The organism is Pararhizobium arenae (assembly GCF_001931685.1).
Classification (GTDB): Bacteria; Pseudomonadota; Alphaproteobacteria; order Rhizobiales; family Rhizobiaceae; genus Pararhizobium; species Pararhizobium arenae.
Genome location: NZ_MOOY01000003.1, coordinates 352,565 through 366,683, shown reverse-complemented (window position 1 = coordinate 366,683; position 14,119 = coordinate 352,565). Strand labels below are relative to the sequence as shown.

The 14,119-nt window shown below is 62.8% G+C and carries 13 protein-coding genes; 2 read left to right on the top strand and 11 right to left on the bottom strand.

All coding sequences use genetic code 11. From position 1 onward, the window contains the following. Positions 1-323 precede the first annotated feature (323 nt). The 8 genes from mnhG to trhA form a co-directional block, all read right to left on the bottom strand. The gene (gene mnhG, locus BLX89_RS08345) at positions 324-683 is read right to left on the bottom strand and encodes a monovalent cation/H(+) antiporter subunit G (RefSeq protein WP_075290189.1); all 360 of its coding nucleotides are present in this window, start codon (positions 681-683) and stop codon (positions 324-326) included. Continuing rightward, a complete protein-coding gene (locus BLX89_RS08340; protein ID WP_075290188.1) occupies positions 683-1,069 on the bottom strand; it encodes a cation:proton antiporter in 387 nt (128 codons plus the stop codon). Before BLX89_RS08340 ends, mnhG begins: the two co-directional genes overlap by 1 nt. Next, positions 1,066-1,542 carry a Na+/H+ antiporter subunit E gene (locus tag BLX89_RS08335; RefSeq protein WP_075290187.1) on the bottom strand — a complete coding sequence of 159 codons (477 nt, stop codon included), beginning with the start codon at positions 1,540-1,542 and terminating at the stop codon, positions 1,066-1,068. The genes BLX89_RS08340 and BLX89_RS08335 overlap by 4 nt, the downstream gene beginning before the upstream one ends. After that, positions 1,539-3,119, bottom strand: coding sequence for a Na+/H+ antiporter subunit D (locus tag BLX89_RS08330; protein WP_075290186.1), 1,581 nt, complete (start codon positions 3,117-3,119; stop codon positions 1,539-1,541). The genes BLX89_RS08335 and BLX89_RS08330 overlap by 4 nt, the downstream gene beginning before the upstream one ends. Before the next feature lie 6 nt (positions 3,120-3,125). Continuing rightward, positions 3,126-3,503, bottom strand: coding sequence for a Na+/H+ antiporter subunit C (locus tag BLX89_RS08325; RefSeq protein WP_075290412.1), 378 nt, complete (start codon positions 3,501-3,503; stop codon positions 3,126-3,128). Next, positions 3,503-3,925, bottom strand: a complete 423-nt coding sequence (locus BLX89_RS08320; RefSeq protein WP_075290185.1) for a Na+/H+ antiporter subunit B — start codon at positions 3,923-3,925, stop codon at positions 3,503-3,505. Before BLX89_RS08320 ends, BLX89_RS08325 begins: the two co-directional genes overlap by 1 nt. Continuing rightward, positions 3,922-6,291 (bottom strand): putative monovalent cation/H+ antiporter subunit A, encoded by a 2,370-nt coding sequence (locus BLX89_RS08315; RefSeq protein ID WP_075290184.1) that lies wholly within the window; start codon positions 6,289-6,291, stop codon positions 3,922-3,924. Before BLX89_RS08315 ends, BLX89_RS08320 begins: the two co-directional genes overlap by 4 nt. A 166-nt stretch (positions 6,292-6,457) precedes the next feature. Further along, positions 6,458-7,117 carry a PAQR family membrane homeostasis protein TrhA gene (trhA, locus tag BLX89_RS08310; protein WP_075290183.1) on the bottom strand — a complete coding sequence of 220 codons (660 nt, stop codon included), beginning with the start codon at positions 7,115-7,117 and terminating at the stop codon, positions 6,458-6,460. 232 nt (positions 7,118-7,349) lie between these two features. Between trhA and BLX89_RS08305 the strand changes: the two genes are divergently transcribed. Next, positions 7,350-8,732, top strand: a complete 1,383-nt coding sequence (locus BLX89_RS08305) for a tetratricopeptide repeat protein (protein ID WP_083637384.1) — start codon at positions 7,350-7,352, stop codon at positions 8,730-8,732. A gap of 143 nt (positions 8,733-8,875) precedes the next feature. Here the strand turns inward: BLX89_RS08305 and BLX89_RS08300 are convergent, their stop codons facing one another. After that, positions 8,876-9,298, bottom strand: a complete 423-nt coding sequence (locus BLX89_RS08300) for a universal stress protein (RefSeq protein ID WP_075290181.1) — start codon at positions 9,296-9,298, stop codon at positions 8,876-8,878. A gap of 259 nt (positions 9,299-9,557) precedes the next feature. Here BLX89_RS08300 and BLX89_RS08295 point away from each other — a divergent pair, with 259 nt between their 5' ends. Beyond that, a complete protein-coding gene (locus BLX89_RS08295) occupies positions 9,558-10,520 on the top strand; it encodes a VOC family protein (protein WP_083637383.1) in 963 nt (320 codons plus the stop codon). Positions 10,521-10,667: 147 nt separating this feature from the next. Here the strand turns inward: BLX89_RS08295 and aztD are convergent, their stop codons facing one another. Both aztD and BLX89_RS08285 read right to left on the bottom strand, forming a co-directional pair. Continuing rightward, entirely contained in the window at positions 10,668-11,891 is a 1,224-nt protein-coding gene (gene aztD, locus BLX89_RS08290; RefSeq protein ID WP_075290180.1) for a zinc metallochaperone AztD, read from the bottom strand. Between the two features lie 151 nt (positions 11,892-12,042). Continuing rightward, positions 12,043-13,959 carry a methyl-accepting chemotaxis protein gene (locus tag BLX89_RS08285; protein ID WP_075290179.1) on the bottom strand — a complete coding sequence of 639 codons (1,917 nt, stop codon included), beginning with the start codon at positions 13,957-13,959 and terminating at the stop codon, positions 12,043-12,045. Positions 13,960-14,119: the final 160 nt, after the last annotated feature.

Genomic DNA, 14,119 nt, shown 5'->3' with positions numbered 1-14,119 from the left:
CGCCAAGATGCCGGCCACACGACATCTCAAAGCAATGGCGGCTTCTCAACCCTTAATGGAATTTCAGGTTCAAGTAATATGACCAATGACACTTTGCCATTACTCGATTAACACTGATCGAATAAAAGTCCAATAATATTTTGTGAGGTGTTTCGGCCACTCATCTTCAATTGTGACATCTTCGAGGCAAAGCCTTTATTTCCCCAGCCGACTGGTAAATTGTTTCTGAAGATATCTCAACTCGAAGCAGCGCCGGAGAAGTGTCCGGCGCCTTACCTTGCAACCTGAGATAATGTCGAGGAGAGTTCGGGAGTAAGCGAAACCTACCGGCGTCGTTCCCGATCCGCAGGATGCTCCAGGGCATCCATCACGGAGGACCGATCGAGCCTGTGGCCGGAGCGGTGCGCGGCCTTGGCCAGCAGGTGGGCGGCGACCGGCGCCGTCATCAGCAGGAAAACGACCCCGGCCAGGGCGCGGAACAGGGTCGCGCTATCGCCTGCGTGAAGGCCCGCGGCGATCAGCAGCAGGCTCGAGCCGACGGTGCCGGCCTTGGAGGCTGCATGCATGCGGGTGTAAAGATCGGGAAAGCGAAGAACGCCGATGGCCGCAAGAAGCGCGAAGACTCCACCGAGCACGACCAGCAGCGAAAGCACGATGGCAAACACCATTTCAACGACTGGCATCAGCGCTTCCCCTTGCGTTTCGAGCTGCGCTGCTGATGCCCGGCGCCCTTGCGGGAGGCGGCGAGGCTTTTTGCGGTCGCATGCGGCTTATCCGCTTCACCTTCGGGCTCCAGACCCCGTGCGAGCACGAAGCGGGCAAAAGCGGCGGTTGCGAGAAAGCCGACAAGACCCAGCGCGATCGCGATGTCGACATAGAGATTGACGTCGGTGCGGATTGCAATAGCGGCAATCATGCCGATCGCGATGCCCACGAGCATATCGAGCCCGACGATCCTGTCCGGCAGGGTCGGCCCCCTGACGATACGGACAGCCGTGACCAGCAGGCCTGCGGAGAGAAGGAGCAGCGCGACGAACGTCGCCGCGTCGAGAACCATGTCCGGTGTCATCTCGGAAAAGCCTCCCGGATACGACGTTCGAAACCATCGGCAATGTCCCGCTTCACCCCGGCGGGATCGGAACAATCGAGCGCATGGACGTAGAGAACCCTGCGATCCTCGGAGACATCGACGGAGAGCGTGCCGGGCGTCAGGGTGATGAGATTGGCCAGGAGCGTGATCTCGAAATCCCGCTCGACGGTGAGCGGGAACGCGAAAATCCCGGGCTTCAGCACCAGCTGCGGCTTCATCACCTGCAGCGCCACCCGATAGGCGGACAGCGCCAGCTCCTTGACGAACAGCAGCGCGAGGAGAACCGCGGCCCCGGGGCGCACCTTCAGCTTCGTTTCGCTCACATGCGCGCGCGTAATCCAGAGAGACAGAAGCGCGACGAGAAGGCCGAGCAGCAGGTTGGCAACGGTCAGGCTGCCGGTCACAGCCAACCAGGCGAGTGTCAGCAACAGCACGATCCCCAAGCGTCTCATGGCGTCGCCTCCGTACCGAAGACCGATTGGACATAAGCCAGCGGCGATACAAGACCTTCCGCCGCCGTTGTGGCCGCGGCAATCAGCGGCTCGGGATAGAGACCGATGCCGATGCTGGCAAGCATCAGGGCGAAAACCGGCAGGAGCGATGCGGCAGAGCCTCTCTTGCGCCCACCGGAGGACGGGTCGCGCTCTGCACCCGCTGAAGACGCAAGGGGAGCCGGCCGCCAATAGGCGATCAGGAACAGGCGTCCGACGGCGATCGTGGTCAAAAAACCGCTGACGAGCAGCGCAGCGGCAAGCCAGCCCGCTCCTTGCGCCAAAGCCGCCTTGACCAGCATCAGCTTCGGCCAGAAACCTGAGAAGGGCGGCAGACCCGACACCGAGAAGAACAGAACCAGCGTCAACGCCGAAAGGGTCAGTTCACGCTGCCAGAGCCCTCCGGCCCCGCCGATCGAGAACGTGCCTGCGGCCCGTCCGGCAAGTCCGATGGCGAGGTAGAGGGCGCTCATCACCAGCATAGAATGCACGCCATAGACGATCGCGCCGGAAACAGCATCGGCTCCGCCGAGGGCGAGGCCGGCCAGCATCGCGCCGATCCCTGAGACGACGAGATAGCCGAGCAGCCGGCGCATATCCGCCTGCGCCAGCGCGCCAAGCGCACCGGTGATCATGGTGAACCCGGCGACGACGGCGATCACCGTGGACAAGGCCTCGCGCTCGGTCGGAAACAGCATGACGCCGATGCGCAGCAGCGCGTAGACGCCGACCTTCGTCAACAGGCCGGCAAACAGCGCCGATACGACGATCCGGGGCGTATGGTAGGAGGCCGGCAGCCAGAAATTGACAGGAAAGGCGGCGGCCTTCATCGCGAAGGCGAAGAGGTAGAGCGCGACAAGCGTCATCAGCGGCGCGCTGTCGGGCAGCGTCCCGGCCTTGCGGGCGATATCGGCCATGTTGAGCGTGCCGAAGATGCCGTAGAGATAGCCGGTGGCAATCAGGAACAGCGTCGTCGCAACCAGGTTCAGGAAGCCGTATTTGACCGCGCCGTCGATCTGGCGATGTTCGGAACCGATCACCAGCAGCCCGAAGGACGAGATCAGCAGCACCTCGAACCAGACATAGAGGTTGAAGATATCGCCCGTCAGGAAAGCGCCGGAGACGCCGGCCATCAGCAGCAGGAGGAACGGGTAGAAGCCGTGGCGCCGGCCCGTTTCGCTGATATCGCCCAGGGAATGAAGGGCGCAGGCGAATGCGACGACGGAGGCGCTCAACGAGAAAAGCGCGCCGGTCATGTCCGCCGTGAAGGCGATGCCGAAGGGCGGCAGCCAGCGTCCGACCATCATCGTGACCGGCCCGGAGGCGCCGATGTGGAAAACGAGCCCGATATTGAGCATGACGAGAACGCCGAGCGCCAGCACCGCCAGCCAGCCCTGCAGGCTAGGGCGGCCGCGCAGCATGGTCATGAGCGCGCCGGTCGCAATGCAGAGCGCGACAGGCAGTACGACAAGCCAATCCGCCGCATCGGGCGCTTCGGTTACAAGGGCAAGGGAGAGATCGATCGGGGAAGAGGCCATGCCGTCTCAATATCCTTCCGGCGGCAAGGGGGCGTCTTCCGGCTCGGCCACGCGCATGCGGTCTGTGTTATCCGTGCCCAGCCCCTCATAGGCGCGCCAGGACAGAACCAGCAGGAAGGCGAAGAACGAAAAGGAGATCACGATCGCCGTCAGGATCAGCGCCTGCGGCAGCGGATTGGCGACGGGCCCGGCCGGCACGTCCAGCCCCGCAGCCAGCACCGGTGGCACCTCGCGCAGAAGCCGCCCATTGGTGAAGATCAGCAGGTTCACGGCATTGCCGAGGATCGCGACGCCGAGCAGCACGCGAATGATGAACTTCGACAGCATCAGATAGACAGCGGCGGCGAAGAACAGGCCGGTCAGGATCGCAAGCACAGGCTCCATCATGTCTCGTCCTCCTCTTCTTCGAGCGACAAGGCGACCGCCCCGATCGCGCCGACGACAACGAGATAGACGCCGACATCGAAGCTCATCACGGTGGCGAGCGGGATCTCTGTGCCGAGGATGACGGGCGTCACCCAGAGCCCGGTCATGAACGGCACGCCGAAAAACGCAGAGACCAGCCCCGAGACCGTCGCCAGCAACAGCCCGCTGCCGGCAATGACGATCGGATGAAAATACAGGGCCCGACGCACCGCGCCGACTCCGAAGGCAATGCCGTAGATCGAAAGGGCCGCCACGGCGATCAAGCCGCCAATGAAGCCGCCGCCGGGCTCGTTATGCCCCCGCAGCAGGACGAAGATCGAAAACAGCACCATCAGGCTTACCAGCGCCGGGGCCACCGTTCGCAGAATGACGGAGTTCATCGGCGGCCTCCCTGCGCTGGCGTTTCCTCTGCCGGATCTTCGGCCTGCCGCAAGCCGCCTGCCCTGACCCGGATGAGCGACAGGATTGACAGGGCCGCGATCATCACCACGGCGATTTCGCCCAGCGTATCGGTTCCGCGGAAATCGACGATGATGACATTGACGATGTTGGCGCCGTGGGCGAGCGGCTTGGAGAATTGCTCGAAGAAATCCGAAAGCGTCGAATCGAACGGGACCTCCGTGACCTTCATCAGGAACAGCATGACGCCGAGTCCGCAGGCGATGGCGATCGCCGCATCCGGCAAGACCTGGACGAGCGGGCGCTTGTCCGAGGGCGACAGCCGGAGCCGTGTCATCACGAGCGTCAGGATCACGACCGACAGCGTCTCGACCATGAACTGGGTGAAGGCGAGATCGGGCGCCCCATAAAGCAGAAAGATCATCGCGACGGAAAAACCCTGTATGCCGAGGGATACGATGGCCGTCAGCCTGTCTTTCGCAAAAATCACCGCCGGCAGGCCGACCGCCGCCAGGAGGAGGATGGCAAGCTCGTGCCAGGGAATATGCGCGGGGAAAAACGGCGCCCGGGCCAATTCGCCATAGACGACCGGGGGCAGCAGCAGCACCAGCGCCACAAGCACGAATGTCACGGTCATGTAACTGTCCAGCCTGCCCGGCTGCAGGCTGCGCGTAACGGCCGTGGCGAACCTGACCAGTCCGGCAATGGTCTGATCGAAACCGCGATCCGGTCCCCAGCCGATGGCATCGAGAAGCCGGGTCACGGCGGCGCGCAGGCTGGCAAGACCGACATAGAAGGCGATACCGATCGCGACCGTCAGCAGCGAGAGCGCAAGCGGCAGGCCCCAATGCGGCAGCGGCAGGAGATCGATCACGCGGGCCTCACCCGCAATGGCGGAGGCCATGGGCGACGAAATGGCAGCGTGAAAGGACGGGGCGAAAAGCGCGGCAAGCAGCCCGGCAAGCGACATGACGGCCGGCCCGAGCCAGAGCAGCACGGGCGCCTCGTGCGCATGCTTGGGTGTTTCCAATGTCTCGCCCCAGAAGGGCTTCAGCGCGACGGCGAAAGCCACCGCGAACATCAGGGCATTGCCGAGGACCGCGACAAGGCAGGCCGCAAGCAAGGCGGCGTCGCCCTGCGCGAGCGCCGCGTAAATCTCCTCTTTCGCGACGAAGCCGAGGAAGGGTATGAAGCCGCCCATGGAAAGCGCCGCCGCCATCGCAATCGCGAATGTCAGCGGCATGGCGCTCCGCAGCCCCCCGAGCTTGGTGAGGTTTCGCGTGCCGGTCTCATGATCGATGATGCCGCTCACCATGAAGAGCGCGCCCTTGAACAGCGCATGCGCCACGAGATAGAGCACGGCCGCATCGATGGCGCGTTCCGTGCCAAAGCCGGTTAGCATGACCAAAAGCCCGAGCGACGCCATGGTCGTGTAGGCGAGCATCATCTTCAGATCGACATGGCGAACCGCAAGAACGGCCCCGAACAGAAGCGTCGCCGCCCCGAACAGCGGCAGGACGGTTTCCCACAGCACCGTGCCGCCCATCACCGGGAAAAGCCGCATCAGCAGATAGACGCCGGCCTTTACCATGGTTGCCGAATGCAGGTAGGCGGACACCGGTGTCGGTGCCTCCATGGCGTTGGGTAGCCAGAAATGGAACGGGAACTGCGCCGATTTGGTAAATGCGCCACCCAGGATCAGGATCAGCATGACCGGATAGAGCGGCGCGGCGCGCACCACCTCACCCGCGGCGAGCAGACCGGAGAGATCGGAGATGCCGGTCACGTTCCAGATCAGCAGCAGCCCGGCCAGAAGGCTCAGCCCGCCGCCGCCGGTCACCACCAGAGCCTGAAAGGCCGCGCGGCGCGCAGCCGCGCGCTCATGCTCGAAGCCGATCAGCAGGAAGGAGGTGATCGATGTCAGCTCCCAGAAGACGAAGAGCGTGAAGAGGCCATCGGAAACCACAACGCCCAGCATCGATCCCATGAACAGAAGGATATAGGCGAAGAACCGCCCCTGCTGCGCATTTCCTTTAAGGTAGCCGCCCGCATAGAGCACGATCAGCGCACCGATGCCGGAAATGAGAAGCGCAAAGCTCAGGGACAGGCCGTCGATCAGCCAGGAGAAGCGCAGGCCAAGCGACGGTATCCAGTCATAACCCTGCGTGACGGTACCGCCGCCGGAAACGCCGGAGGACAACCGCGCGAAATAGACAAAGATGCCGGCGGGGATCAGGGCCAGAAGCCATGCGGCCCGATATCCCATAAGCCGTGTTGCCAGCGGCGCCAGCGCAGCGGCGATGAACGGCGACAGCAGGACAAAAAGGGTCAGGCTTGCGGCAGACATGCGTCCGAAATATTCCTCTCCCGGTGCCGCGGATCGCCACGCTCCCCTGTGGATCTGTCCGCAGAATTCCCGGATGCGCCCCAAGCGGCCGCATCTTGCAGTTCAGGGGATAGGATAGGCGGACGGGGAGTTCAAGGAAAACCGGACACTTTCCAAAGAAACCGGATCAGACAACGCTGCTGCTGATGCAGGTTACCACCGCACCATAATGAACGGCGGCGGCCACCACGACGAAACCATGCCAGATGGCATTCTGGAAGCGCAGCTTTTCCCAGACATGGAAGATCACGCCCAGCGAATAGATGACGCCACCGATGACGATCAGCGTCATTGTCGTCACGCTCAGTTCCGTCAGCAATGGTTCCGCCGCAAAAACGCCGCTCCAGCCCATGGCGAGATAGAGAACGATCGCCAGCTTGTCGAAGCGGCCGGGGAAGACGCATTTGATGAACACGCCAAAGACCGCAATCGACCAGATGAAGATCAGCATGCCGAACAGGAACGGATCGGCCCAGCCGCGCTGCAGGAACGGCGTATAGGTCGCCGCAATCAGGATGAAGATCGAGGAATGATCGAACCGCCGCAGCCAGACCTTGGTCTTAGAAGCAGGCCAGAGATTATACATGAAGGATATGGAAAGCGTCGCGACCAGACCGGCCCCGTAAATCCAGGCGGCAGCGAGCTGCCCGGCGGACGCCCAGACCGTCGCATAGAAAATCAGCGCCGTGACGCCGATCAGCGCAAACACCAGACCGACGCCATGAACCACGCCGTCGGCAATCAGCTCCGACTTGTCGTAGTTCCATTTGACGCCCGGTATATGCATGTCGCTTCCCCATCATTTCCTCCCGCAAGGCTATCGCGGGCATACGACTGTTTCATGGCACAATCTGCCACAGGCATCGTTACCAAAACAGCATCCTGAATGTCGCAGGCCATCAAGAATTGAAACAGAAAGAAACGCTTGGCCTCTTGCCAGCTGTTCCTCCGGTGACTTGCAAGCCCACTGCTTTTCTACACAATGAGACGGCAAACGACGGCTGCGGGTGTGCAAAACCATGTCACGGAACGATTGGAAATTCAGGAACGCAAGGCTACACACCCTTTTGGGGCTGGTGATCGGAATTGCGGCGCAGACGGTGCCGGCTGCGGCCCAGGGTGATCCCGGCGCCTACAACGCACCCGCTGTTTCCGCCCCGCCCGCCGCCAACACCCGCGATCCGAGCTCGATCGGCCGGATCAAGCCGCTGACGCCGCGCGTCGTCCGGGTGGGTGCCGATCCGTGCGACACGCTGGCCGCCGATCCGCTCGATCACGACCGCGTCCGGGCGATCGCGCCGGTGGAATTCGTCAATCTCGACGGCCCGGCGGCCCTTGCGGCTTGCGAAAAATCCAACCGGGGCAGCACGAACACGCTGCGCTTCATCTATCAGTACGGCCGAGCCAAGGAGAAGATGAAGGATTATGCCGGAGCGCTGGCGCTTTATCGAGAGGCCGCAAGCCGTGGCTATGCGATCGCCTATGCCGCCGTCGGCTATGCCTATGACAACGGCGAAGGTGTCGCCCAGGACGAGACGGAAGCGCTGCGCTGGTATCAGGAAGGCGCCAACCGCAACAATGCCTGGGCCATGTTCAACGTCGCCTATTTCCACGATTCCGGCCGTGGCGTCGCAGAGGATGATGCAACCGCGCTCGACTGGTATCGCCGGGCCGCGGAAGGCGGCAATGCCCGCGCGATGAACGATGCCGGCTACCTGCTAGAAACCAGCAACCAGGTGCCGCGCGATATCCCGGAAGCGCGCCGCTGGTATCTGAAGGCCGCCGAGGCCGGCAACATCATCGGCATGGCCAATATCGCCAATTTCATGCTGAACGGCATCGGCGGCCCTGCCGACCTGCCAGGCGCGCTCAAATGGTATGAGGCGGCCGAAAAACATGGCAATGCCGACGCGATGAACGGCCTCGGTTATATGTATTACGAGGGTCTCGGGGTCGACAAGGACGTGACGCGGGGCATGGCGCTTTATCGTCGCGCGGCCGAAGGTGGCAATGCCACCGCGCTCACCAATATCGGCTTCGCCTTCGAGACCGGCGTGGGCGAGACCCAGGACTACGCCCAGGCGCTCTCCTACTACCGCCGCGCCGCCGCAGGCGGAGATGCCGTCGCCTTCAACAACATCGCCAATTTCTACGACAAGGGTCTCGGCATCGATCCCGATCCGGCGGAAGCGGCGGAATGGATGGAAAAGGCGCTGCGCAACGGCGCGGTGTTCAGCCGCAACCAGATGCGCGACAACAGCGGCAACTGGTCGCTCGCCTTCCGCAAGGCGCTGCAGCGGCGCCTTCGTGAGCAACTGCTTTATACCGGCCCCATCGACGGCGGCTTCGGCCCGAGGACGCAGGAGGCCATCGACCGGATATATGGGGTTCGGGTGGATTGATGCATCGATCGTCCCCTCTCCCCGCTTGCGGGGAGAGGGTTAGGGTGAGGGGCAAACTCTCAGTCTTGAGAAAGCCGATGCCTGCCCTTCATCCGCCCTGTCGGGTACCTTCTCCCCGCCTGCGGGGAGAATGAACGTGCGGCTTACCGATCGATCAGAACCGCGCATTTGCAGTGGCTGGCGACGCGGCTGGCGGTCGAGCCGATGAAATAATCGATCAGGCCCGGCCGATGCGAGGCGATGATCACGAGGTCGGCCTTTTCATCCTCGGCAAAGGTGTTGATGACGCCCGCCGCCCCGCCGATGCGGACTTCGATGCGGCCGGTCACGCCATGTTTTTCCTTGAGTTCGTTGAGCGTCTTCTTAGCGTGATCGCGCGAAGCGTCGATCACTTCGAGCGGGAAATCGACGATCATATAACCCTGCGCATAGGCGTTCAGGTCTTCCACGACATTGAGAAGGATGATCTCTCCGCCGGGATCGAGCAGCGATTTTGCCCGTTCGAGCACAGCTTCGCCATGCTCCAGGTGATCCATGGCAATCGGCACGACGATCTTGGAATACATCACACTCTCCTTTGCTTGCCGCGACGATGGCGGCCAACCGGCAGGGCCGTCCAGCGCCCCTGCCCTCTTCCTTCTAGGCGGAAAGACGCCCGCCCGCATTGATGCAGGTCAAGCAGATTATAGGGCCGTGCCTGCAACCATAACAAGCGCCTGTCGTCGTGGACCATCGTCTCCAAAAGGAGAACAATCCATCTCCAATATCGCGTCTTTCGCCACCTTGGCCGAAAGGCCATATTCGGCATCGAGAAAGGAAGACGCCATGACAGATCTCGACCGACGCGATTTCCTGAAATTTTCCGGCGCCATTGCCGCAGGCGGCATCGCGGCGAACGCACGCGCAGAAAGCACAGCCATGACCGAACCGACCTCCGCGCCGACACACGCAATTGAAATGCCCGCCTATGTCGACCACTCGCACCTCGTCGTGCGCGACCTGCCGATGATTTCGGCGTGGTATCAGGACATCATGGGCCTGAAACCGCTCGAGAACACGGCTTCCGGCGAAGTGCTGGGCGTCGACGGCCATCCGCTGCTGACGCTGACCACACAGGGCAACGCCGACCTTGCGCCGCGCAATGCGCCCGGCCTCTTCCACACCGCGTTCCTGATGCCGAACCGGACCGAACTCGGCCGCTGGCTGACCCACATCGCCCACAACAACGTGCCGCTGCAGGGCGCGTCCGACCATCTGGTGAGCGAGGCGATCTATCTCGGCGACCCCGAAGGCAACGGCATCGAAGTTTACCGCGACCGTCCGCGCGCCGAATGGGATTATCTGCAGGACGGCATGGTCAAGATGGCGACGCTGCCGCTCGACCTGCAGGCGATCTACGACGAAGCCCCGAAGGACACGTGGGACGGCATGCCGGATGGCACAGCGATCGGCCATATCCACCTGCAGGTATCGAATATTCCGGAAGCCAACAATTTCTTCCGCGGCGTACTCGGCCTCGACCTGATGGCGACCTATCCCGGCGCAAGCTTCTTCGCGTCTGGCAAGTATCACCACCATATCGGCGCCAACATCTGGAACTCCCGCGGCGCGCCGAAGCGCGAGGGAAATATGACCGGCCTGTCGGACTACACGATCCGCTTCAACGATCCGGCCAAGCTGCAGGCCGCGTTGGCGGCGCTTGAGAAGCTGGAGATAAATGTGAGCCGCTCGGGCGACAGCCATTCGCTGGTCGATCCATGGGGGATCGGGTTGAAGCTGGCGGCTTAGCGCGATCGTCCCCTCTCCCGCCTGCGGGGAGAGGGCCAGGGTGAGGGGCAAAACTCTCATCCTTGAGAGGGTGGATGATTCCGCCCCTCATCCGCCCTTCGGGCACCTTCTCCCCGCAAGCGGGGAGAAGGACAGTCGGTCGCTCGTTCAATGCGTCTGCCCCGAACCGCCGACCGCGACGATTGAAAACGGCTGGCCCTCCACCGCTATCGTCCGCGCTTCCTTCAGCGTCTTGGGATCGATCATGCGCACGAGGCTGTGGCGCGGATCCGTAACGGCGATCGCGTCGCCGGCGATCGCAAGACGCGGGCGCGGGTCGCGCCAGTGGCCGTCCTTGCTGTAGGGTTCGGTGATCGTTTCCGAGCCGGTGATCTCGCCCTTCACCACATCCAGCCGATGCAGCTTGCCGTCTTCGGTCAGGATATAGGCATGGCGGACATCCGCCGGATCGAGCACGAAATCGACGCGGCGGGTCGCAAGCTCGATGAGACGGTAAGGCGTATCGCTGTCGGGATCGATCAGCACGACCTTGTCTTCCCCGTAATTGCCCAGGAAGAACTGCATGGATTTTCCGCCAAGCAGCGTCGAAACCTTGCCTTCCGGCAGATCCGAACCATAGGCCAGCATCTGCAGCTTCGGCCCGTCGATGCCGCCCGGCCGGGCGATCAGCACGCCTTCCTCGCAACCGAAGGCCACAAGCCGCGCCGAAACCGCCTCGCCATGCAGGCCCGTGCAGGTCGCGACCTCGCCCTGCGCCTTGCTGTTCCGATCAACGACGCGAAGGCCGAGCCGTGGCGGCAGTTCGTCCGGCTTCACCTCAACAGCCATGTTCGGCACGGAAACGAGAATGTTCTTTCCCATCGGAACCGCCACACCATGATGCGGCGCGGTCGTGTCGATCGCAGTCCCCTGCCCCTTACCCTCGAGCAAAGCGCTTTCCGTGAGCAGATCGGCCTTGCCGCCGCGATCGTAAAACACCACCACATCATCGCCATGGGTCACGACATGGCCGGGTTTTTCGCCGGTGATGGTGACGGGCAGAAGCTTCGGTTCCGCAACCTCGATATCGCGATGCTCGCCGTGATCGGAAAGGGCAATGCCGGTCGAAAGCACATTCACCGTGCCGGCATCGCCCTGCACCGCAAACACCGTTCTGCCGGTCTCGCTGGCGCTCAGTGCCGCATAACCCTTGAGATCGTAACGCCCCAGTTCGGCGCCGCTCTTCGCATCAATCGCCCTCACGACCGGCAACGTGTGATCGGCCACGAACAGCCGCCATGTATCCGCGCCTTCGTCCGCAATCACGGGAACCGGAACGAGCGCGCTCACGAGGGCGGCACCCCTGAACATCCGGGTGAAATGGGTTCGCATTGGCTTCTCCTGATAAAATGTAATAACGTTACGTCCGTTATAAAGTTACATTCGCAATGTCCAGGCCGGAACCGCAAATTTCACGGGGAGAAACGAAAAAGGCCGCATGTGCGATCACATGCGGCCGCTCAAGATATTGATTTGGATCAGGTTATGCGGCGCTGCGCATGCGCTGGGCCATGCCGGAGAGTGCGCTTCCGCCACCCTCCAGCTTGAAGCGGGCCAGCAGCGTCTGCAGCTGACGGCTTTCGTCGGCAAGCGTTTCGCTGGCGGCGGTGGTTTCCTCGACCATGGCCGCGTTCTTCTGGGTCATCTGGTCCATGTGGTTGACCGAGGTGTTGATCTCGGCCAGCGCCGTGGACTGCTCGCGCGATGCCGTTGCGATCGATTCGACGTGATCGTTGACCTTCAGCACCAGCCGCTCGATTTCGAGCAGCGCATCGCCGGTGGCGCGCACGAGAGAAACGCCGGTCTCGACTTCGTTGGCCGATGCGCTGATCAGGGTCTTGATCTCCTTTGCGGCATTGGCGGAACGCTGGGCAAGCTCGCGCACTTCCTGCGCCACGACGGCGAAGCCACGACCGGCCTCACCGGCACGCGCTGCCTCGACACCGGCGTTGAGCGCCAGAAGGTTGGTCTGGAAGGCGATCTCGTCGATGACGCCGATGATCTGGCCGATGCGGCTGGAGGAATCCTCGATGCGACCCATGGCGGTCACGGCGCTGCGAACGATTTCGCCCGACTTGCCGGCGCTTTCCTTGGTTTCGCGCACCATGTCGCGCGCCTCGTTGGCGCGGGTCGAGGAGGTACGGACCGTTGCCGTGATCTCGTCGAGGGCGGCGGCGGTCTCTTCCAGCGCTGCGGCCTGCTGCTCGGTGCGCTTGGAAAGGTCGTTGGCGGCAGACGAAAGCTCGGCGGAGCTGTCCTTGATCGTGCCGGCGGAGCCGCGCACATTGCTCATGGTCGAGCGCAGCGTGACCATGGTGGAGTTGACGTTCGCCTGCAGCTCGGCAAAGGCGCCCTGATAGCTGCCCTCCATCGCCTGCGACAGGTCGGCATCGGCAAGCGCTGCAATGACGCGGCGCACTTCGGTCACGGCATGGTCGATGCTGTCGACCAGCTCGTTGACACTGCCGGCAAAGCGGTTGAGGTCGGCATTACCGTAATCCTTGCGGATGCGGGCGGTGAAATCGCCGGCGACGGCGGCGGCAACCACCGTGCTGATGCTTGATTGCAGATCGCTCGAGCGGGCATGGAGCGCCTCTTCCTGCGCCTTCATGTCACGCATTGCGATCGCATTGGTGCGGAACACTTCCACCGCGCGGGCCATCTCGCCGATCTCGTCCTTGCGGGCGGCATCGACGCCGGTCTCGGCGAGATTGCCTTCGGCCAGGCGGCTCATGGCGGCGGTCAGGCCGCGCACCGGAGCGGAGATGCCGCGACGGGCGACGAGCAGGCTGACGGCCGCGCCAAACAGGATGCAGGCAATGACGGCAGCGGCATCGATCATCATGGCGGTGTTGGATTCGGCAAGCGCGGCGGCACGCGCGCCGGCAAGAGCCTCGCCGGAATAGGTGCTGTATTCCTTGACGGCTGCGGTCACGACCTTCTGGCCATCGAGCGCAACGCCCAGTGCCGCCTTGATCGCTTGCGCATTGGCCGGATCAGCCTCTGCGACATCGACCATGGAACGGATGCTGGCGAAATAGCTTTCCAGCGTCTGCTTGATCTTCGCGAGCTGCTGCACTTCCGTCGCATCCGCCGCAGCCTCGATCTTCGGCAGCCGGGCCAGCATTTCGCTGGAGCGTTTCTCGGTCTCGGCGCGGAAATCCGCGGCCTTTTCCGGCGCTGCCGCCAGCTGGTAGGTCATGCGGCTGATGGCGATGATATCGACGCGCAGGTCCATCGCCTCGCGGGCGACCTCTTCCTTGGCGCCGACGGAGATCATCGCCGCCTCCAGCGCCGCGATGCCGCGCGCCCCGACAAGGCCGATGATAAGGGACGAAAGCCCCATCACGAAGACGACAAGGCCGATCTTCTGAAGAATGGAAAGATTGCGAAACGTCATCGAAAACTCCGGCGCGGCGTTTTAGCCCGCATGCTGAAAGACAAGGGGAAAAGGCCTGATGCCCGGAAAAAAGCGCGGATGAGACATTGCGCCCGTTGGCGCGAGACTCCCGCACTTGCCCTAAATTTAAGTTAAATTTTCAACTGTTTTCTCGCAGGTG